This is a genomic window from Pseudomonas silensiensis, assembly GCF_050434865.1.
GTDB classification, from domain to species: Bacteria; Pseudomonadota; Gammaproteobacteria; order Pseudomonadales; family Pseudomonadaceae; genus Aquipseudomonas; species Aquipseudomonas fluorescens_W.
Genome location: NZ_JBNDJH010000001.1, coordinates 324,358 through 344,413, shown reverse-complemented (window position 1 = coordinate 344,413; position 20,056 = coordinate 324,358). Strand labels below are relative to the sequence as shown.

The following is a 20,056-nucleotide window of genomic DNA, read 5'->3' as shown; positions in this document are numbered from 1 at the left end:
GTCATGACGGCACTGAACACTAACGCGCGCATCGCGGTGATTGGCGCCGGAGCCATGGGCGCCGGCATTGCGCAGGTCGCCGCACAGGCCGGCCATCCCGTGCTGTTGCTCGACAATCGTCCCGGCGCTGCTGCGCAGGCGATCGATGGCATTGACCGACAACTGGGCAAACGCGTCGAAAACGGCAAGCTCTCGGCCGAAGCACGCACGGCAACCATCGCCCGTCTTCAGGCGGTGGAAGCCATCGAAGCGCTGGCCGATTGCGAGCTGATCATCGAAGCCATTGTCGAGAACCTTGAGGTCAAACGCGCCCTGTTCCGCCAGTTGGAAAGCATCTGCGGCGAGCACTGCATTCTCGCCAGCAATACCTCGTCGCTGTCGATCACCAGCATCGCCGCGCAATTGCATCATCCACAACGTCTGCTCGGCCTGCACTTCTTCAACCCGGCGCCGGTCATGGCGCTGGTGGAAATCGTCTCGGGCCTGGCCAGCGATCCAGCGTTGGCCGAGTGCCTGTATGACACCGCCAAAGCCTGGGGCAAAAAACCGGTGCACACCCGCTCCACGCCGGGTTTCATCGTCAACCGCGTGGCCCGGCCGTTCTATGCCGAAAGCTTGCGTTTGCTCCAGGACGGCGCCGCCGATTGCCCGACCCTCGATGCGCTGATGCGCGATGCCGGTGGTTTTGCCATGGGCGCTTTCGAGCTGACAGACCTGATCGGCCATGACGTCAACTATGCCGTGACCTGCTCGGTATTCGACGCCTATTACGGTGACACCCGCTTCCTGCCGTCGTTGATCCAGAAAGAACTGGTCGACGCCGGGCGGCTGGGGCGCAAAAGCGGCCAGGGGTTTTACAGCTATGCCGAAGGTATCGAGCGCCCGCAGCCCACTTCAATCAGCAGCGGACAGCCCGTTGAAACCTGCGTTGTAGAAGGTGATCTGGGCATCGCAAACGCTCTGATCTCGCGCTTTCGTGAGCACGGCGTCGACGTCATCCAGCGCGATGGCCAGGGTTTGCTGCGCGTCGGTGATGCGGTGCTGGCCTTGAGCGACGGGCGCATGGCCAGTCAACGGGCCAATGAGGACGGCCTGCGCAATCTGATCTTGCTGGATCTGGCGTTCGACTACGGCAAGGCCAGCCGAATCGCTATCAGCTGTTCGGCAGGCATCGAACCTTCCGCGCTCGAACAGGGTGTCGCGTTGCTGCAACAGGCAGGATTCAAAGTCATCCTGCTCAGCGACAGCCCGGCCCTCGCCGTGTTGCGCACCGTCGCCATGCTCGCCAACGAAGCCGCCGACGCCCTGCTGCAAGGCGTGGCCTCGGCCGCCGACATCGATCTGGCGATGCGCGCTGGGGTCAACTACCCCCAAGGCCCGCTGGCCTGGGCCGATGCCATCGGGCTTTCGCAGATCCTCACCGTGCTGGAACACCTGCAAGCCAGTTACGGCGAAGAACGTTATCGGCCGTCGTTGCTGTTGCGCCGTCGGGTCGCTGAAGGAAGGACATTCCATGACAAACCATGAAGCAATGAATCTGGCCAGCACCTGCGCGCAAGCGATGTTCAAGCGCGACGCCGCCAGCCAGGCAATGGGCATGCGCCTGCTCTCCGCGGCGCCCGGCTGTGCCCGCGTTGGGATGAACGTGCGCGCCGAGATGATTCAGGGCCACGGCACCTGCCACGGCGGCTACCTGTTTGCCCTCGCCGATTCGGCGTTTGCCTTTGCCTGCAACAGCTACAACGAGGCCACGGTAGCCATCGGTTGCAGCATCGACTACATCGCCCCGGCACACCTGGGCGACACCTTGACGGCCGATTGCACCGAGCAAAGCCGTTCCGGTCGCACCGGTAACTACGACGTACGCATTGAAAACCAACAGGGCCAACTGATCGCCCTGTTCCATGGCAAATCCTACAAAGTGCGCGGCACTGTGCTGACGCAGGAGAACCCGAATGAATGACGCCTTGATCATCGATGCGGTGCGGACCCCGATCGGCCGCTACGCCGGAGCCTTGAGCAGCGTGCGCGCCGACGACCTCGGCGCCGTGCCGCTGCGCGAACTGTTGCGCCGTCACCCGCAGGTCGACTGGAATGGCGTCGACGATGTGATCTACGGCTGTGCCAACCAGGCCGGCGAAGACAACCGCAACGTCGCACGCATGTCGGCACTGCTGGCCGGGTTGCCGGTCAGCGTGCCCGGCACCACCCTCAACCGTTTGTGCGGTTCCGGGCTGGATGCCATTGGCACCGCCGCCCGGGCGATTCGCTGCGGCGAGGCCGGGCTGATGCTGGTCGGCGGCGTGGAATCAATGTCCCGTGCACCGCTGGTGATGGGCAAGGCCGAACAGGCGTTTTCCCGCGACGCTCACGTCTACGACACCACCATCGGCTGGCGCTTCGTCAATCCGCTGATGAAAAAAGCCTATGGCATCGACTCCATGCCGGAGACCGCCGAGAACGTCGCCGAGCAGTTCAACATCTCCCGCGCCGACCAGGACGCCTTTGCCCTGCGCAGCCAGCAGCGCGCCGCCGCAGCCCAGGCCAGCGGCCGCTTTGCCAAAGAAATCGTCGCGGTAGAAATCCCCCAGCGCAAAGGCCCAGGCAAAGTGGTCGAGCACGACGAACACCCGCGCGGCGATACCACGCTTGAGCAGTTGCAGAAGCTTGGCACGCCATTTCGCGAAGGCGGCAGCATCACCGCCGGCAATGCGTCCGGGGTCAACGACGGGGCTTGCGCACTCTTGCTGGCCAGCCCGGAAATCGCCAAGCGCCACGGCCTGAAAGCGCGCGGCCGGGTCGTCGCCATGGCCACCGCCGGCGTTGAACCCCGCATCATGGGCATCGGCCCGGTGCCGGCAACGCGCAAGGTACTGGATCTGGCCAACCTGAGCCTCGCCGACATGGACGTGATCGAACTCAACGAGGCCTTTGCCGCACAAGGCCTGGCGGTGCTGCGCGAACTCGGCCTGAGCGACACCGATGCACGCGTAAACCCGAACGGCGGCGCGATTGCCCTCGGTCATCCGCTGGGCATGAGCGGCGCGCGGCTGGTGACCACCGCCCTGCATGAATTGGAAGAGCGTCAGGGTCGCTACGCCTTGTGCACCATGTGCATCGGCGTTGGCCAAGGCATCGCGCTGATCATCGAGCGCCTATCCGACTAAAGAACCGCGATTCCCGAGGAGCCGAGAGGTATCCTTGGGGCATGCACTCTAAGCCCTTGTGCGAAAGGGCTGAAACACAAAAATAATTCGAGTGAAGTTATGAACATGCCAATTGCCAACGCCGTGCTTGATCCAGTGCTGGACCCGATTGAAACCGCCAGCATCGACGAACTCCGTCAGCACCAGCTGGATCGGCTGCGCTGGAGCCTGAAACACGCGTACCAGAACGTGCCGCTGTACCGTCAACGCTTCGATGCGCTGGGCGTGCACCCGGATGACATCAAGTCGCTGGAAGACTTGGCGAAGTTTCCTTTCACCACCAAATCCGACCTGCGCGACAACTACCCCTACGGCATGTTCGCCGTGCCGATGCATGACGTCGTGCGCCTGCATGCTTCCAGTGGCACCACCGGCAAACCGACCGTCGTCGGCTACACCCAGAACGACATCGACACCTGGGCCAACGTGGTCGCCCGCTCGATCCGCGCGGCGGGTGGCCGACGTGGCGACAAAGTGCATATTTCCTATGGTTACGGCCTGTTCACCGGCGGACTCGGCGCCCACTACGGTGCTGAGCGCCTGGGTTGCACGGTGATTCCGATGTCCGGCGGGCAGACCGAGAAACAGGTGCAGCTGATCAAGGATTTCCAACCCGACATCATCATGGTCACCCCGTCGTACATGCTTAACATCGCCGATGAAATCGAGCGTCAGGGCATCGACCCGCACAAACTGGCCCTGCGCCTGGGCATCTTCGGCGCCGAACCCTGGACCGCCGAACTGCGCAGCGCCATCGAAGCGCGTATGGGCATTACCGCCCTGGATATCTACGGCCTCTCGGAGATCATGGGGCCAGGTGTCGCCATGGAATGCGCCGAAACCAAGGACGGGCCGACGATCTGGGAAGACCACTTCTACCCGGAAATCATTGATCCGGTCACCGGTGAAGTGCTGCCGGACGGGCAGATGGGCGAGCTGGTGTTTACGTCGCTGAGTAAAGAAGCGCTGCCGATGATCCGCTATCGCACCCGCGACTTGACGCGTCTGTTGCCGGGCACTGCGCGGCCGATGCGGCGTATCGACAAGATCACTGGGCGCAGCGATGACATGTTGATCATTCGCGGGGTTAACGTGTTTCCGACGCAGATCGAGGAGCAGGTGCTGAAAATCAAACAGCTTTCGGAGTGTTACGAGATTCATCTGTATCGCAATGGCAACCTGGACAGCGTGGACGTGCATGTGGAGCTGAAGGCTGAGCATCAGCATCTGGGCGATGATCAGCAGAGAGCCGTCGCTGCCGAGTTGAGTCGGCATATCAAGACGTATATCGGGATCAGTACGCGGATCGTCTTGCAGCCTCTGCATTCGATCAAGCGGTCTGAGGGCAAGGCTTGTCACGTGTTGGACAAACGCCCGAAAGCATGACTGCTGCACCCTTTATGGCCCCGCTTTTGCGGGGTTTTTTTTGGGTTTTTTTTTGTACATATCCGTTGCTGCGGTAACGGCGGCTATTGGTTTCGCTTTTACAGCGAGTCACTTGGAAAAGCCCCAAGTAACCAAGGGCTCTTGCCCCTTTCGTTCGGTGCCTCGCCTAGGCTCGGCATGCCCTCGCTCCGGTCCTGCTCCGTGGGCCCGCCGCCATCGGCCATCCATGGCCGGGGGCGGCTAACCCGGCATCCATGCCGGGTTGCCCACTGCGCAGAACCTCCTCTCGGCCTCTCGAGGGGGCGGTGCATCAAGATCAAAAGCGGCAGGCGAGCTAACGCTCGGCCTGTTGAGTGGTGAAGAGCGAAAGCCGTACGCCGATCTGCTTTTTTGTGGGAGCGGGCTTGCTCGCGAAGTGGCCGTGTCAGTCGACATCAATGGCGGATGCCTGTCCGCCTTCGCGAGCAGGCTCGCTCCCACAATTTGGATTTTTGCCGGACATTAGATTGGGCGCGTGGCCTGAAGAATAGGCCGGCTGGCAGGCCGCCTCGTTGTTGATTTTGTTCTTGATCTGCCCCGTCGGAAGGCCGAGTGGAGGTTCTGCGCAGTGGGCACCGCGGCAAGGATGCCGCGGTAGCCGCCCCCGGCCATGGATGGCCGATGGCGGCGGGCCCACGGAGCAGGACCGGAGCGAGGGCACCCTGAGCCTAGGCGAAGGGCCGGACGTCAGGGGCAAGAGCCCTTGGTTACTTGGGGCTTTTCCAAGTGACCCGCTGTAAGAGCGGAACCATCAGCAGCCGTTACCGAAGAAATGGATATACACACATAACAACCTCTCCCAAATCGACCACTCATCCCGAAGCGATACAAAAACACAAGCGACACGTTATTTTGTGTTTGATATTAATTTATGTATCGCTTATAAAGTTCTCCATGCCATCAAGAAGATTCACGGCGGGAGCCCCTCATGTACGCACAGCTCGTAGAAACCGGCGTCAAGCGCATAAAAGACCTGTCGGAGATGTCCGACCAGGAACGCGCCTTCCAGGAAAAAATCGATTCAGAAATCAAGATCGAAGCCAAAAACTGGATGCCTGATGCCTATCGCCAAACCCTCATCCGGCAGATCTCCCAGCATGCCCACTCCGAAATCGTCGGCATGCTGCCCGAAGGTAACTGGGTCACCCGCGCGCCATCGCTCAAACGCAAACTGCAACTGATGGCGAAGATTCAGGACGAAGCCGGCCACGGCTTGTACCTCTACAGCGCCATGGAAACCCTCGGCGCCGACCGCGATGAAGAAATTGCCAAGCTGCACAGCGGCAAAGCCAAGTACTCCAGCATCTTCAACTACCCGACGTTGAACTGGGCCGACATGGGCGCCGTGGGCTGGCTGGTGGACGGCGCGGCGATCGTCAATCAGGTGGTGTTGCAGCGCACCTCTTATGGCCCCTACTCCCGGGCCATGGTGCGGATCTGCAAGGAAGAGAGCTTCCACCAGCGCCAGGGCTACGAAATCCTCCTGACCATGATGCGTCACGGCAACCAGGCGCAGAAAGACATGGTCCAGGACGCGATCAACCGCCTGTGGTGGCCGTCGCTGATGATGTTCGGCCCGAGCGACGAACACTCGCCAAACAGCGCCCAGTCCATGGCCTGGAAAATCAAACGCCAGAGCAACGACGAACTGCGCCAGCGCTTCATCGACCAGACCATTCCACAGTTGGAACTGCTGGGCTGCACCTGCCCCGACCCGGACTTGAAGTGGAATGCCGAGCGCGGCCACTACGACTTCGGCGAAATCCAGTGGAACGAATTCTACGAAGTGCTCAAGGGCAACGGCCCGTGCAACCAGGAACGCGTTGCAACCCGTCGCAAAGCCATTGAAGACGGTGCCTGGGTCCGCGAAGCCGCAGTCGCTCACGCTCGCAAAAAACAAAACAAGAACGCCGCCTGATCGGCCACCTGATGTGGAGTCACTGATATGTCTGAATGGACCCTTTTCGAAGTCTTCGTGCGCAGCAAGCACGGTCTCAACCACAAGCATGTCGGCAGCGTGCATGCCGCCGACACCACCATGGCCATCGAGAACGCGCGCGAGTTGTACACCCGCCGCAGCGAAGGCGTGAGCCTGTGGGTGGTGCCCTCGGCGTTGATCACCGCGTCGTCGCCCGATGAAAAAGACCCGCTGTTCGACCCGGCAGACGACAAGGTCTATCGCCATGCCAGCTTCTACGAGTTGCCACCTGAAGTCGGGCACATGTGAGGTCGACCATGAACAACACAGATCTGATCGAATACCTGCTGCGCCTCGGCGACAGCGCCCTGATCCAGGGCCAGCGCTTGTGCCAATGGTGCGGCAAGGCCCCAGCACTGGAAGAAGAACTGGCGCTGATGAACGTCGGCCTCGACCTGGTGGGCCAGGCACGCAACTGGCTGGAATACGCCGCCGAACTACTGAACGATGGTCGCGACGCCGATCACCTGGCGTTCCGTCGTGATGAGCGCGCCTATCGCAATCTGCTGCTGGTGGAACAACCCAACGGCGACTACGCGGTGACCCTCCTCAAGCAATTCCTCTACGACGCCTGGCACCTGCAAGTACTCAGCGGCCTGAGCCAGTCCAGCGATGAGCGCATCGCCGGCATTGCCGCCAAAGCCGTGAAGGAAGTCACGTATCACCTGCGCCGCTCCGGTGAATGGGTCGAGCGTCTGGGTGACGGCACCGAGGAAAGCCATCAGCGCATGCTCGCGGCCATCCCTGAGGTTTGGCGTTTCACGGTCGAGCTGACCAGTGCTGACGACAACGAACAACGCCTGTGTGATGCCGGCATCATCCCGGACGCCGCGCAAGTCGCAGCGGCCTGGCAGGCCAAGGTCAACGAAATTTTCGCCAGCGCCACCCTGCCCGTGCCGGCCGCACCGAGCTATTTCTACCTGAATGCGCGCAAAGGCCTGCACACCGAACACCTGGGCATTCTGCTGGCCGAGATGCAATCACTGCCACGAGCGTACCCCGATGCAACCTGGTGAGCTGATCGCCAGCGACCAGGGCGCACGGCCGGCTCAGCCAACCGACCTGGCCGCTGCCTGGGCGACACTGGCGCAGGTCATGGACCCGGAAGTGCCGGTGGTCAGCGTGGTCGACCTGGGCATCGTTCGCGATCTCGACTGGCAGGCCGGGCACCTGCACGTGGTGGTCACGCCGACCTACTCCGGCTGCCCCGCCACCGAAGTGATTGAAAGCGATATCCGCGAGGCGCTGGAGCTCGCCGGGTTCAAGGCGCCACAGCTGGAACGCAAATTGACCCCGGCCTGGACCACTGACTGGATCACCGACAGCGGTCGCGAACGCCTTCGCGCCTACGGCATTGCGCCGCCCGACGGCAGCACCAGCAAGCGCAGTCTGCTCGGCGAAAGCCCGGTAATCGTTTGCCCGCAATGCGGCAGTGCGCACACCGAAGTGCTCAGCGAGTTCGGTTCAACCGCCTGCAAGGCGCTGTACCGCTGCGTCGATTGCCGGGAACCGTTCGACTATTTCAAATGCATCTGAGCGGCGATCGGCCGTCCCAGCTGGAGAACAATAATGAGTAAATTTCACAGCCTGACCATCAAGGACGTGCGCACCGAGACCCGTGATGCGGTGTCCATCGCCTTCGAGATTCCGCAGCACCTGCAAGACAGTTTTCACTTCACCCAGGGCCAGCACCTGGTGATGCGCACTCAGATGGACGGCGAAGAAGTGCGCCGTTCCTACTCGATCTGCACCGGGGTCAACGACGGTGAACTGCGCGTCGCCATCAAGCGCGTGGTGGGTGGACGTTTCTCGGCGTTCGCCAATGAGCAGTTGAAGGCAGGGCACAGCCTGGAGGTGATGCCGCCAGCCGGGCACTTTCATGTCGAACTCGACCCGACCCGCCATGGCAACTACCTCGCGGTCGCGGCGGGCAGCGGCATCACGCCGATCCTGTCGATCATCAAGACCACCCTGCAAACCGAACCGCATAGCCGCGTCACGCTGCTGTATGGCAACCGCTCCAGCTCCGGCGCGTTGTTTCGCGAACAACTCGAAGACCTGAAAAACCGCTACTTGCAACGCTTGAACCTGATCTTCGTGTTCAGCCGCGAACAGCAGGATGTCGACCTGTACAACGGTCGGATCAACGCCGAGAAATGCGAGCAACTGTTCTCCCGCTGGCTCGACGTCAAAGCCCTCGACGCCGCGTTCATCTGCGGCCCGCAAGAGATGACCGAAACCGTGCGCGACAGCCTGAAAGCCAAAGGCATGCCGCACGAACGCATCCATTTCGAACTGTTTGCCGCTGTCGGCAGCCAGCAGAAACGCGAGGCCCGCGAGGCGGCTCGGCAGGTTGATGCCGCCGTTAGCCAGATCACCGTCATCAGCGACGGCCGCGCGTTGGCGTTCGACCTGCCGCGCAATAGCCAAAGCATCCTTGACGCCGGCAATGCCCAAGGCGCCGAACTGCCTTACTCGTGCAAGGCCGGCGTGTGCTCGACCTGCAAATGCAAGGTCATCGAAGGTGAAGTGGAAATGGACAGCAACCACGCGCTGGAAGACTACGAAGTGGCTGCCGGCTATGTGCTGTCGTGCCAGGCGTTTCCAGTGAGCGACAAAGTGGTGCTGGATTTCGACCAACTCTGACCGCTTGACGCAATCCTGTAGCAGCTGCCGAGCCTGCGAGGCTGCGTTCGGCTGCGCAGCAGTCGTAAATCCTGAATACACGTTGTTCCTGAAACACCGCATCGCCTGATTTCACGACTGCTGCGCAGCCGAACGCAGCCTCGCTGGGGCTCGACAGCTGCTACAGGGCCGGATGCAGGTTTCGACAACGGTAAACGTTTCACCCCACAACAAAAACAACAACAGAGAGCGCGCCATGACACCCACAGACGTAGAACTCATCCGTCAGAACCCCGATTTCATCCAGTTGGTACGCCGCAAACAGAACCTGTATTGGTCGCTGTCGCTGATCATGCTGGTGATCTATTTCGGCTTCGTCTTACTGGTGGCGTTCTCCCCCGCCACCCTCGGCCAATCACTCAGTGGCGGAGTGACCACTGTAGGTATGTTGGTGGGTGTGGTGATCGTGGTACTGGCGTTTGCACTGACCGGTTTCTACGTCTACCGCGCCAACAACGTGATCGATCCGCTCAACGAAAAGCTGAAACAGGAGTGCGCCCGATGAGCCGGTTCCTGGCGTTATTCCTGCTGCCTCTGGCCTTCGTCGCTGACTTTGCGGCAGCGGCCGACGGCGCGTCCCGCCCGCTGAACTGGAACGCGATCGGCATGTTCCTGGTGTTCGTGCTGTTCACCCTTGGTGTGACGCGCTGGGCCGCGCTGCGTACCCGCTCCGCCAGCGATTTCTACACCGCTGGCGGTGGCATGACCGGTTTCCAGAACGGTCTGGCGATTGCCGGCGACATGATTTCCGCGGCGTCCTTCCTGGGCATCTCGGCGATGATGTTCCTCAATGGCTATGACGGCTTGCTCTACGCGCTGGGCGTACTGGCGGGCTGGCCGATCATTCTGTTCCTGATCGCCGAACGCCTGCGCAACCTGGGCAAATACACCTTTGCCGACGTGGTTTCCTATCGCCTGGAACAAACCCCGGTGCGCCTGACCTCAGCCTTCGGCACCTTGACCGTGGCCCTTATGTACCTGGTGGCGCAGATGGTCGGCGCCGGCAAACTGATCGAGTTGTTGTTCGGCATCGACTACCTCTACGCCGTCATGCTGGTCGGCGTGCTGATGGTGTTCTACGTGACCTTCGGCGGCATGCTCGCCACCACTTGGGTGCAAATCATCAAGGCCGTGATGCTGCTGTTCGGCACCACGTTCATGGCGTTCATGGTGCTCAAGCATTTCGGTTTCAGCACCGAGGCAATGTTCGCCGGGGCCACTGCCGTGCACGCCAAAGGCAACGCGATCATGGCGCCTGGCGGTTTACTGTCGAACCCGATCGATGCGATCTCCCTGGGCCTGGGCATGATGTTCGGCACCGCTGGTCTGCCGCACATCCTGATGCGTTTTTTCACCGTCAGCGATGCCAAGGAAGCACGTAAAAGCGTGTTTTACGCCACCGGTTTTATCGGCTACTTCTACTTGCTGCTGATCATCGTCGGCTTCGGCGCAATCGTCATGGTCGGCACCGATCCGGCGTTCCGTGATGCCAACGGCGCAATCATCGGCGGCGGCAACATGATCGCCGTGCACCTGGCCCAGGCCGTGGGCGGCAACCTGTTCCTCGGGTTCATCTCGGCGGTCGCCTTCGCCACCATTCTCGCGGTGGTTGCCGGGTTGGCGTTGTCCGGTGCTTCGGCGGTGTCCCACGATTTGTATGCCTGCGTGATGCGCAAGGGCCAGGCCAGCGAACAGCAGGAAATTCGTGTGTCGCGGATCGCCACGCTGTGCATCGGTGTCCTGGCGATCATCCTCGGCCTGTTATTTGAATCGCAGAACATCGCGTTCCTGTCCGGTCTGGTGCTGGCCATCGCCGCCTCGGTGAATTTCCCGGTGCTGTTCCTCTCGATGTACTGGAAAGGCCTGACCACTCGCGGTGCGGTGACCGGCAGTCTGGCAGGGCTGACCTCAGCGATTGTCCTGCTGGTGCTGAGCCCGGCGGTGTGGGTCAACGTGCTGCATCACGACAAGGCGCTGTTCCCCTACTCCAACCCGGCGTTGTTCTCCATGAGCCTGGCGTTCTTCAGCGCTTGGTTTTTTTCGGTCACCGACACGTCCCCGCGTGCAGCCCTTGAGCGTGGCCGTTATCTGGCGCAGTTCATCCGTTCGATGACCGGCATCGGTGCCTCCGGCGCCAGCAAGCACTAAACAACGACCGATTTGATGTCAGGGAATAAAAATAATGAAGCCCGCGCGTACCGCACCCTACGAATCACTGTTTTCGTTAGCCGCCGCATTGAGTCTGCCCATGGTCGCCCCCTGCGCCATGGCCGACTTCATCGACGACAGCAAGGCCCGTATTGAAATGCGCAACCACTACATCAATCGCGATTTCCGTCAGGACAACGCGCCGCAATCCAAGGCCGAGGAATGGGCTCAGGGCTTCACCGCGCGCGTCGAGTCCGGGTTCACCGACGGCACATTCGGCTTCGGTCTCGACGCTCTTGGGGAGTTGGGGCTCAAACTCGACTCCAGCCCGGATCGCCGTGGCACCGGGCTGCTGCCGTTCGGCCCGGACAGCCATGAGCCGGCTGACGAGTTCAGCCAACTGGGGCTGACCGGCAAGCTGCGCGTATCCAAAAGCGTGTTGAAACTCGGCACCCTGCAACCCTTGCTGCCGGTGGCGACCTACAACGACACCCGCCTGCTGGGTTCGACCTTTGAGGGCGGCTTGCTGACCAGCCAGGAAATCAGTGGCCTGACGGTCAATGCCGGGCGCCTGACCAAGGCCAACCTGCGGGACTCTTCCAGCAACGATGACATCGGCTACGGCGCCGCCAGCAGCGATCACTTCGACTTTGCCGGCGGCAGCTACGCCTTCAGTCCGCAGCTGAACCTGAGCTATTACTACGGCAAGCTTGATCAAATTTATCGTCAGCAGTTCGTCGGGCTGGTGCATACCCAGCCGCTGGGCAACGGTTTCAACCTGCGCAGCGACGTGCGCTATTTCGATAGCCGAGGGGATGGCGCCGAGCGCGCCGGGCGTATCGACAACCGCAATTTCAACAGCATGTTCACCGTGTCCCACGGCGCCCACAAGGTCAGTGCCACCTACCAGCAATTGTCCGGTGACAGCGCCTTTCCGTTCCTCAACGGCGGCGATCCGTACGTGGTCAACCTGGTGACCTTCAACACCTACACCCGCGCCGACGAGGACTCCTGGCAACTGCGTTACGACTATGACTTCGCGGCGCAAGGCATCCCCGGCCTGACCTTCATGACGCGCTACACCGACGGTCGCCACGTCAAGGCCGGCAGCGTCGACAACGGCCGCGAGCAGGAACGCGACACCGACATCAGTTATGTCATCCAGAGCGGCGTGTTCAAGGACGTCAGCCTGCGCTGGCGCAACGTGACCTTCCGTTCCGGCAATGGCTTGACCACCGACCTCGACGAGAACCGACTGATCGTCGGTTACACCCTGGCACTTTGGTAATCCCTGAATGGCGCGGTCACGGTCGCGCCAACACTTTTCATAACCTGGAGGAATCGTGATGCCTCACGCCCCTACCCTGCAAAGCTTCATCGCCGGTCGCTGGATCGGCCAACAAGGTGCCCAGGTGCTGCGCAGCGCCATCGATGGCCACGAGATTGCGCGCACTCACGAAGAGCGCCCGGACTTCGCCGAAGCCGTCGAGCACGGCCGTCGCCAAGGCGTCAGCGGATTGATGGCGCTGGACTTCCAGCAACGGGCCCAGCGCCTCAAGGCCCTGGCCTTGTACCTGAGCGAACGCAAAGAACAGCTCTACGCGATCTCGCACCACAGCGGCGCCACCCGCGCCGACAGCTGGATCGACATCGAGGGCGGCAACAGCACGCTGTTCACCTACGCCAGCCTGGGCTCGCGAGAATTGCCGTCGGGCAACATCGTCCACGAAGGCCCGGCGATGCAACTGAGCAAACTCGGCACCTTCGCCGGCACGCATATTCTGGTGCCTCGTGGCGGCCTGGCCGTGCACATCAACGCGTTCAACTTCCCGATCTGGGGCATGCTGGAAAAATTCGCCCCGAGCTTTCTCGCCGGCATGCCGTGCATCGTCAAACCGGCCAGCGCCACCAGCTACCTGACCGAAGCCGTGGTGCGCCTGATGGACGAATCCGGTTTGTTGCCGGCAGGCAGCCTGCAATTGATCATCGGCAGCACCGGTGACCTGCTGGATCGCCTGCAAGGCCAGGACGTGGTGACTTTCACCGGCTCCGCCGACACCGCCGCCAAGCTGCGGGTCAATCCGAATCTGATTCGTAACTCGGTGCCGTTCAACGCCGAAGCGGACTCGCTGAACTGCGCAATCCTCGCCCCGGACGTGACGCCGGACGATGAAGAGTTCGAGCTGTTCATCAAGGAAGTCGCCCGGGAAATGACCACCAAGGCCGGGCAGAAATGCACCGCCATCCGCCGCGCGATTGTTCCGGCCAAACACATTGATGCCGTTGCCACTCGCCTGCGTGATCGACTGAAAAAAGTCGTGGTCGGCGACCCGTCCGTGGAAGGCGTGCGCATGGGCGCATTGGCCTCCCACGATCAGCAGAAAGACGTCGCCGAGCGCCTGGAAAACCTGTTGCAGAGCAGTGACCTGTTGTTCGGTGCCCGCGACGGTTTCGAGCCGCGCGGTGAAAACGTCAGCCAGGGTGCATTCTTTGCGCCGACGTTGCTGCAGTCACGCGACCCGCACGCCGAGGGCGGCGCTCACGACATCGAAGCGTTCGGCCCGGTCAGCACCCTCATGGCCTACGACGATCTGGATGAAGCTCTGGCCCTGGCTGCTCGCGGCAAAGGCAGCCTGGTGGCCAGTTTGATCACCAAAGACCCGCAGATCGCCGCCAAGGCAATCCCGGTAGCGGCTGCCTGGCACGGGCGCTTGCTGGTGCTGGACCGCGAATCCGCCGCCGAATCCACCGGCCACGGTTCACCCCTGCCACAACTCAAACACGGCGGCCCGGGTCGTGCCGGCGGCGGTGAAGAGCTCGGTGGTCTGCGCGCAGTGAAACACTACCTGCAACGCGCGGCGGTGCAAGGCTCGCCGACCATGTTGGCGGCGGTCACCGGCGAATATGTGCGTGGCGCCAAGGTCATCGAAACCGAAGTGCATCCGTTCCGCCGGTTCTTCCAGGACTTGCAGATCGGCGAATCGCTGCTGACTCACCGTCGCACCGTGACCGAAGCCGATCTGGTGAACTTCGGTTGCCTGTCCGGCGATCACTTCTACATGCACTTCGACGACATCGCCGCCAAAGAATCGCAATTCGGCAAACGCATCGCCCACGGTTACTTCGTGCTGTCGGCGGCGGCCGGCCTGTTCGTGTCCCCGGCGCCGGGCCCGGTCCTGGCCAACTATGGCCTGGATACGTTGCGCTTCATCACCCCGGTGGGCATCGGCGACACCATCCAGGCGCGCCTGACCTGCAAACGCAAAATCGACCAGGGCAAAAAGAGCCCGCAAGGCATTCCGCAAGGGGTGGTGGCCTGGGATGTGGAAGTGACCAATCAGTTGGGAGAACTGGTAGCCAGTTATGACATTTTGACCCTGGTAGTAAAGCGCGAGCAGTAATCCGGCTCAAAAGCGTTGAACGGCCACGCCCGCTTCTCAGGCTCCCTTCAGAGAGGGGATGTCTCGAAGCGGGCGTGTCAAAAGGCCGAGGGCAATACCAAACCTTGAAGTCAGGGTCGAAGCGGCGCACTCACTTCATCCCGCGCAGCGGCTGGATTGACAGGTGCGCGGATCGAGATGCCATACGCAACCAGGCAGCCAAGCCCACAGCTTCCCACCACCAGGCACATGGGCCATGGGGTGCCATCGGCCAGGCGACTGACCCACACACTGGCCAGCGCCCCGCTGGCGAATTGCACCGAAATACCCAGGGCTACACTGGCCCCCGCCTGCGCCGGGAACATGCTCATCAGGCTCGCCGTGCAATTGGCTCCCAGCAAGCCCGTGACACCCATGTACAGCACCATGCAAAGCACAATGCTCGTCAGCCCGCCCCACTGCGTATACCCCGCCACCATCAGCGCCAGCGCTGCGACGCCCGCCAGCACGGCGCCCACTCCGAGCATGCGTTGTGGCCCGAAGCGGGTGACCCAGCGGGCATTGATAAAGGTCACCACGATGATGCCTAGAATGTTCAGGCCGAACAGCCAACTGAAGGTACGCGGTGAGACTCCGAAGTACACGACGTACACAAAGGGTGAGGCGGTGATAAAAGCGAACATGCCGCCAAAGGCCAGTGCCATGCACAGGATCAGCGCCACCGCCCGAGGTTGTCGGACGATGCCCGGGTAAGCCGCGAACGCCCCCTTGAGCGAGGTGCCGCGCGCCTGCGTTGGCAGGCTCTCCTTCAGTCCCACGCTCACCATCAGCAGGCACAGCCCGCACAGAATGAACAACGCGGCAAATATGGTGCGCCAGCCGTCAATCAGCACCAGCCAGGTACCGATCATTGGCGCGACCAACGTCGCCATCATCGTCAGCAGATGCATCCAGGACAGCACCTTGGCCGCTTGCGCCAGACCGAACAGGTCTCTGGCAATGGCCCTCGCCAGGACCAGCGCACCAGCCCCGCCAAGTGCCTGGAGAAATCGCCACGCCGTCAGTTGTTCGATGCTGCCGGCAAACAGACAGCCCAGTGTCGCCAGGCCATAGAGCACGAGACTGCCCAGCAACAGTGGGCGACGCCCATAGCGGTCCGACAGTGGCCCATAGAACAGCATGCCCAGGCACAACCCGGCGAGAAAGGCACTGATCGTGTGTTGCACCTGGGAAGTACTGCTCGACAGGTCAGCGGCGATCTGCGGCAGGCTGGGCAGGTAGGTATCGATGGAAAACGGCACAAAGGCCGTCAGCGATGCCAGCAGTGCGATCAGACGTGCCGTGGGTTTCATTGACCCGGGAGCTCAAGGCTTTTGAGAAAGCCTGCGACCAGCGCGTTGAACACCTCGCCTTGATCGTCATGTACATAGTGACTGGCGCCTGCGACCTCCACCGTCCGCACGTGCGGATTGCTGGCGCTCATCGCCTGCAGTGTCGAGGGCGGCAGAAAGTCCGAGCGGCCGCCGCGAATGAACAGGGTCGGACAATCCAGCGCGCGCACCGCCGGCCACAGGTCTGTCGGCTCGATACTCAGGCGCGCCTCGGCAATACCCTGCTGATCATGGCGCCAGGTGATCACGCCCTCGCTCTCTTTCATCGAATGAGCAAGCCTTGACGCCAGGCCTTGTTCCGACAAGCCCGGGCGCGAAGCCTGCCAGAATGCGCGGGCCGCCTCCCAGCTCTCGAACTGCAAAGGCGTCTGGCTCATCTCGCGGCGAATGCGTGCGGCACCATCGCCCTGGCTTGAAGAGCCGGGACCGATGTCCTCAATCATCAAGCCAATCAACCGTCGCGGATTTTGCCGCGCATATTCAAGGGCGTTGGCGCCCCCTAATGAGTGCCCCAGCAATACAAAACGCGACAAGCCTACATGGGCGGCAAAGTCCTCGAGGTCCTCGACATACGACTGCGTGTGGTAGCTGCCGGGTGCAGCCCAGTCACTCAGCCCTCGGCCGCGCTGGTCCAGGGCATAGATGCAGTAGCCCGCACCCAGGGATTGCACCAGCGATTCCCAGGTTTGTGCATAGGCCCGCAAGCCATGCAACAGCACCAGGGGAACGCCGGTTGACTCACCCCAGCGCAAAAAGTGCAGGCGCAAGCCCGAACGGTTGGTAAAGAAACAGCTGTCAGATGGCATCGGTTGGTTCCTTAATGCGTGGCTTCGACCGACCTAGAAACGATCGAACCGATAAGGGCTTGGATCAATGATCGGTGCATGACCGCTGACGAGATCCGCCGCGAGGTGGCCTGCCGCCGGCGAGGTGCCGAAGCCGTGCCCCGAGAATCCGGTGGCCACGGTCAGCCCCGGAATCTGCGCGACCGGCCCTATGACCGGATTCGAATCCGGCGTGACGTCGATAGTGCCTGCCCAGGCCTGGGCGATCCGCGCGTGCTCAAACACCGGCCAGGCCGCCATGAGGTTGTTCATCGCGTCGTTATTGAGCCGCGGGTTGGCGGCCGGGTCCTGGACCCTGACGCGCTCGAACGGGCTGACGCTGTCGGAATTCCAGCGCCGGGCAAGTGCCAGGTCATTGAAAAAAGGTTTGCCCAACGACACGTTCAGAACGCTGCGTTGCGCACGGAACTGCGGCATATATTGCTTGGCGAGCAACAAGTGATCGAGTGTCAGGAAGGCATCCAGTTTGCCGCGCTGGGTAATGATGAAGCCGCCGTCCCTGTGCTTGCGAAACGAAAAGTCAGGTGCGCCGACAGCAATCTCAGTCGGCCCTTCCATTGGGTGGGTACGCAGCACCGAGCAAGTCAAGGGCAAGGTCGGCAACGACACACCGAGGTTGCCCAGGAAGCGCCGTGACCACATCCCCCCTGCGAGCAGCACATGATCACAGCGAATCTCACCTTTCTCCGTGACCACGCCACTGACCACACCGGCGGACATCTGCAGCGTACGCACCGCGCACTGCTCGATAATCACCACACCCAAGGCCATGGCAGCCTTGGCGATCGCGCTGCTTGCCAGCGTCGGTTCGGCACGCGCATCGGAGGGGGTAAAGATGCCGCCGGCCCAGTCACCCACGCCACCTGGCACCAGCTCGCCAATTTCGCGTTTGCTGAGCAGCCGTGAATCCAGTGACAAATGCTCCACCGACTTGAGCCATCCCTCATGCATCGCCATCTGCGAGGGGTTGCGGCCCACGAACATGATGCCCTCCTGGCGATACCCGACATCCGCCCCTACCCGCTCAGGCATCTTCGCCCACAAGCGGTCCGCGGCGAGGGCCAGGGGAATATCGGCCGCGTGGCGGCTGGTCTTGCGTACCCAGCCCAGGTTGCGTGACGACTGCTCACCGGCGATATGGCCTTTTTCCAGCACCACCACCGAGATATTGCGTTCGGCCAATGTCAACGCAGCAGTCAGGCCGATAATCCCGCCGCCAATGATGACGACAGAGGTTGCGGAGGGAAACACGGTAGACGTATTCACGGGCGCTATTGTGGGGGCCATGATCAAGACTCGGTAATCGAATGAAGTAGGCCGCACCTGCGCACGGCCGCGTGACAGTTACTGCGACAGGCGAATGACTTCAACTTGCGCCTTCGACGCATTGCGATACGCCGTCACTTCCAGCTCAACCTTGTAGACCGTCGACCCCAAGGGCGGACAGGTGACGGTACTGGCCGGGTCAACGCCGCGAAACTTTTCACCGATCAGGGCCATCACGGCCGGTACGTCCTTGGGGTCCTGGATGAACACCCGCGAACACACCACGTCCGCCAGACTCGCATCGACCGCCGCCAGGGCCGCCTCGATGTTGGCGAATACCTGGTGCGTCTGCTCGAGGATATCTTCCGGAATCAGCTTGGTCTGCGGGTTGCGGCCTGCGGTGTTGGACACGTAGATCCAGTTGTCCACGACCACCAGACGCGAATAGCTGGCCTGATCTTCAAACGGGGAACCGGTCTTGAGCTTGATGATGTTTGTCATGTGGAATGCCTCTTCAAAATAAGTGATGGATGGCTTAACGCAGAACCGGGGTTTCCCACAGGTTCAAGGTGACGCCGATGCCTTTTTCGATCGCGTTGCGATACACCACCGTGCCCCAGGCCACGTCTTCCACGGGCATGCCGCCCACCGACATGATGATGATTTCTTCATCGTTCCTACGGCCTTGCGCAGCGCCGGCGATGATCTTGCCGATGTCCTCGACTTCATCGAGTTGCATCTTGCCTTCGGCAATCATGTCCATGAAGCGCACGCCAATCACCGGCACGCAGTGATGTGCAGGCTTGGGCAGTTCTTCAAACCAGGCTTGGTAGAGACCGGTGTTGTCCAGCACCTTGCGTACGTCGCGCTGTTCCATCCCGTCGTCAAGGGAGCAGGAGGCAGGCATCGCCAGGAAGGCACCTGGCTTGACCCATTCGCGCTTCACAATTGGGTAGGTCGTGGGGTCGCCCACCTCACCGGAGCTACAATAAGTAACAAGGTCGGAGTCACGAACCACCGCTTCAAGGCTGTCGACCACTTCGATCGAGGTGATCTGCGGATAGGTTTCCTTGACCCAGGCGATAAAGTTATCGAGGCTCTTCTGGCCACGACCTTTGATCTTCAGTGTGTCGATATGCGGGCATACCGCGATGAATGCTGCCAGCGTGGTCTTGCCCATCACACCCGGGCCGAGCAGGCCGACGACTTTCGAGTCCTTGCGTGCCAGGTGGCGCGCGCCCACGCCGGGAATCGCACCGGTGCGGTACGCGGACAGCAGGTTGGCCGACATATGGGCCAGCGGTGCGCCGGTGTCGGGGTCGTTCAAGGTAAACATCAGAATCGAGCGCGGCAGGCCTTTTTCGCGGTTGGCGATATTGGAGCCGTACCATTTCACGCCTGCGGTGCAAAAGCTGCCGCCCAGGTAGGCAGGCATGGCCATCATGCGCCGGTCAGCCGTGGGCTTGGGCATGTTCGGGAAGGGTGAATCCTGCGGGAAGATCACCATCGCGCCATGGGAGTCATTGTTCGGACCGGCCATGCGATAGTCACCGGCATAGAGCAGGCCGAACATTTCTTCCATGGTGTTCACGCACGCCAGCATGTCAGTCACGCCCGCGCGGATCATGTCCTGCTCGGAGAGGTAGATGAAGTCGATTTTTGTATTTGTAGACATAGTAGTTCTCGGGCTGAAGGTGATATCGCTGCGGTAGGCGCAGCTCCACGCTGTCGA

The 20,056-nt window shown here is 61.6% G+C and carries 18 protein-coding genes; 13 read left to right on the top strand and 5 right to left on the bottom strand.

The genetic code is table 11. The features are described from left to right. Nucleotides 1-3: 3 nt before the first annotated feature. The 13 genes from paaH (at nucleotide 4) to paaZ (ending at nucleotide 14,843) form a co-directional block, all read left to right on the top strand. Nucleotides 4-1,527: a 3-hydroxyacyl-CoA dehydrogenase PaaH gene (gene paaH, locus QF010_RS01450; protein ID WP_429532404.1), complete on the top strand. Its 1,524-nt coding sequence runs from the start codon at nucleotides 4-6 to the stop codon at nucleotides 1,525-1,527. Then, on the top strand, nucleotides 1,514-1,963 hold the full coding sequence (gene paaI / locus QF010_RS01445; protein WP_429532403.1) for a hydroxyphenylacetyl-CoA thioesterase PaaI: 450 nt from the start codon (nucleotides 1,514-1,516) through the stop codon (nucleotides 1,961-1,963). The genes paaH and paaI overlap by 14 nt, the downstream gene beginning before the upstream one ends. After that, entirely contained in the window at nucleotides 1,956-3,167 is a 1,212-nt protein-coding gene (gene pcaF, locus QF010_RS01440; RefSeq protein WP_429532402.1) for a 3-oxoadipyl-CoA thiolase, read from the top strand. Before paaI ends, pcaF begins: the two co-directional genes overlap by 8 nt. Before the next feature lie 99 nt (nucleotides 3,168-3,266). Next, a complete protein-coding gene (paaK, locus tag QF010_RS01435) occupies nucleotides 3,267-4,592 on the top strand; it encodes a phenylacetate--CoA ligase PaaK (protein WP_429509626.1) in 1,326 nt (441 codons plus the stop codon). Nucleotides 4,593-5,559: 967 nt separating this feature from the next. Continuing rightward, nucleotides 5,560-6,549: a 1,2-phenylacetyl-CoA epoxidase subunit PaaA gene (gene paaA / locus QF010_RS01430; protein ID WP_111449688.1), complete on the top strand. Its 990-nt coding sequence runs from the start codon at nucleotides 5,560-5,562 to the stop codon at nucleotides 6,547-6,549. A gap of 27 nt (nucleotides 6,550-6,576) precedes the next feature. Next, complete coding sequence (gene paaB / locus QF010_RS01425; protein WP_033062041.1) at nucleotides 6,577-6,858, top strand: 1,2-phenylacetyl-CoA epoxidase subunit PaaB; 282 nt, start codon at nucleotides 6,577-6,579, stop codon at nucleotides 6,856-6,858. A gap of 8 nt (nucleotides 6,859-6,866) precedes the next feature. Then, nucleotides 6,867-7,625, top strand: coding sequence for a 1,2-phenylacetyl-CoA epoxidase subunit PaaC (paaC, locus tag QF010_RS01420; protein WP_429532401.1), 759 nt, complete (start codon nucleotides 6,867-6,869; stop codon nucleotides 7,623-7,625). Further along, a complete protein-coding gene (gene paaD / locus QF010_RS01415) occupies nucleotides 7,612-8,145 on the top strand; it encodes a 1,2-phenylacetyl-CoA epoxidase subunit PaaD (RefSeq protein WP_033062039.1) in 534 nt (177 codons plus the stop codon). Before paaC ends, paaD begins: the two co-directional genes overlap by 14 nt. A gap of 33 nt (nucleotides 8,146-8,178) precedes the next feature. Beyond that, nucleotides 8,179-9,255 (top strand): 1,2-phenylacetyl-CoA epoxidase subunit PaaE, encoded by a 1,077-nt coding sequence (gene paaE / locus QF010_RS01410; protein WP_429532400.1) that lies wholly within the window; start codon nucleotides 8,179-8,181, stop codon nucleotides 9,253-9,255. 235 nt (nucleotides 9,256-9,490) lie between these two features. After that, nucleotides 9,491-9,799, top strand: coding sequence for a DUF485 domain-containing protein (locus tag QF010_RS01405; protein ID WP_033062037.1), 309 nt, complete (start codon nucleotides 9,491-9,493; stop codon nucleotides 9,797-9,799). After that, entirely contained in the window at nucleotides 9,796-11,442 is a 1,647-nt protein-coding gene (locus QF010_RS01400; RefSeq protein ID WP_033062036.1) for a cation acetate symporter, read from the top strand. Before QF010_RS01405 ends, QF010_RS01400 begins: the two co-directional genes overlap by 4 nt. Before the next feature lie 34 nt (nucleotides 11,443-11,476). Continuing rightward, nucleotides 11,477-12,730 carry an OprD family porin gene (locus QF010_RS01395; RefSeq protein WP_429532399.1) on the top strand — a complete coding sequence of 418 codons (1,254 nt, stop codon included), beginning with the start codon at nucleotides 11,477-11,479 and terminating at the stop codon, nucleotides 12,728-12,730. A 58-nt stretch (nucleotides 12,731-12,788) separates the two neighbouring features. Further along, on the top strand, nucleotides 12,789-14,843 hold the full coding sequence (paaZ, locus tag QF010_RS01390; RefSeq protein WP_429509622.1) for a phenylacetic acid degradation bifunctional protein PaaZ: 2,055 nt from the start codon (nucleotides 12,789-12,791) through the stop codon (nucleotides 14,841-14,843). A 110-nt stretch (nucleotides 14,844-14,953) separates the two neighbouring features. Here paaZ and QF010_RS01385 read toward each other — a convergent pair whose 3' ends face one another. From QF010_RS01385 to QF010_RS01365, 5 genes are read right to left on the bottom strand one after another with little or no spacing between them, the layout of a single operon-like run. Next, a complete protein-coding gene (locus QF010_RS01385) occupies nucleotides 14,954-16,174 on the bottom strand; it encodes a multidrug effflux MFS transporter (RefSeq protein WP_429532398.1) in 1,221 nt (406 codons plus the stop codon). Further along, complete coding sequence (locus QF010_RS01380) at nucleotides 16,171-17,019, bottom strand: alpha/beta fold hydrolase (protein ID WP_033062032.1); 849 nt, start codon at nucleotides 17,017-17,019, stop codon at nucleotides 16,171-16,173. The genes QF010_RS01385 and QF010_RS01380 overlap by 4 nt, the downstream gene beginning before the upstream one ends. A gap of 33 nt (nucleotides 17,020-17,052) precedes the next feature. Further along, nucleotides 17,053-18,345 (bottom strand): NAD(P)/FAD-dependent oxidoreductase, encoded by a 1,293-nt coding sequence (locus QF010_RS01375; RefSeq protein ID WP_429509619.1) that lies wholly within the window; start codon nucleotides 18,343-18,345, stop codon nucleotides 17,053-17,055. A gap of 57 nt (nucleotides 18,346-18,402) precedes the next feature. Then, nucleotides 18,403-18,825 carry a RidA family protein gene (locus QF010_RS01370; RefSeq protein WP_033062030.1) on the bottom strand — a complete coding sequence of 141 codons (423 nt, stop codon included), beginning with the start codon at nucleotides 18,823-18,825 and terminating at the stop codon, nucleotides 18,403-18,405. Between the two features lie 34 nt (nucleotides 18,826-18,859). Further along, nucleotides 18,860-19,999 carry an ornithine cyclodeaminase family protein gene (locus QF010_RS01365; RefSeq protein ID WP_429532397.1) on the bottom strand — a complete coding sequence of 380 codons (1,140 nt, stop codon included), beginning with the start codon at nucleotides 19,997-19,999 and terminating at the stop codon, nucleotides 18,860-18,862. Nucleotides 20,000-20,056: the final 57 nt, after the last annotated feature.

Bases quoted from the DNA above. Each gene is read 5' to 3' on its own strand.
- paaH (WP_429532404.1), top strand. From the start codon at position 4: ATGACGGCACTGAACACTAACGCGCGCATCGCGGTGATTGGCGCCGGA.
- paaI (WP_429532403.1), top strand. From the start codon at position 1,514: ATGACAAACCATGAAGCAATGAATCTGGCCAGCACCTGCGCGCAAGCG.
- pcaF (WP_429532402.1), top strand. From the start codon at position 1,956: ATGAATGACGCCTTGATCATCGATGCGGTGCGGACCCCGATCGGCCGC.
- paaK (WP_429509626.1), top strand. From the start codon at position 3,267: ATGAACATGCCAATTGCCAACGCCGTGCTTGATCCAGTGCTGGACCCG.
- paaA (WP_111449688.1), top strand. From the start codon at position 5,560: ATGTACGCACAGCTCGTAGAAACCGGCGTCAAGCGCATAAAAGACCTG.
- paaB (WP_033062041.1), top strand. From the start codon at position 6,577: ATGTCTGAATGGACCCTTTTCGAAGTCTTCGTGCGCAGCAAGCACGGT.
- paaC (WP_429532401.1), top strand. From the start codon at position 6,867: ATGAACAACACAGATCTGATCGAATACCTGCTGCGCCTCGGCGACAGC.
- paaD (WP_033062039.1), top strand. From the start codon at position 7,612: ATGCAACCTGGTGAGCTGATCGCCAGCGACCAGGGCGCACGGCCGGCT.
- paaE (WP_429532400.1), top strand. From the start codon at position 8,179: ATGAGTAAATTTCACAGCCTGACCATCAAGGACGTGCGCACCGAGACC.
- QF010_RS01405 (WP_033062037.1), top strand. From the start codon at position 9,491: ATGACACCCACAGACGTAGAACTCATCCGTCAGAACCCCGATTTCATC.
- QF010_RS01400 (WP_033062036.1), top strand. From the start codon at position 9,796: ATGAGCCGGTTCCTGGCGTTATTCCTGCTGCCTCTGGCCTTCGTCGCT.
- QF010_RS01395 (WP_429532399.1), top strand. From the start codon at position 11,477: ATGAAGCCCGCGCGTACCGCACCCTACGAATCACTGTTTTCGTTAGCC.
- paaZ (WP_429509622.1), top strand. From the start codon at position 12,789: ATGCCTCACGCCCCTACCCTGCAAAGCTTCATCGCCGGTCGCTGGATC.
- QF010_RS01385 (WP_429532398.1), bottom strand. From the start codon at position 16,174: ATGAAACCCACGGCACGTCTGATCGCACTGCTGGCATCGCTGACGGCC.
- QF010_RS01380 (WP_033062032.1), bottom strand. From the start codon at position 17,019: ATGCCATCTGACAGCTGTTTCTTTACCAACCGTTCGGGCTTGCGCCTG.
- QF010_RS01375 (WP_429509619.1), bottom strand. From the start codon at position 18,345: ATGGCCCCCACAATAGCGCCCGTGAATACGTCTACCGTGTTTCCCTCC.
- QF010_RS01370 (WP_033062030.1), bottom strand. From the start codon at position 18,825: ATGACAAACATCATCAAGCTCAAGACCGGTTCCCCGTTTGAAGATCAG.
- QF010_RS01365 (WP_429532397.1), bottom strand. From the start codon at position 19,999: ATGTCTACAAATACAAAAATCGACTTCATCTACCTCTCCGAGCAGGAC.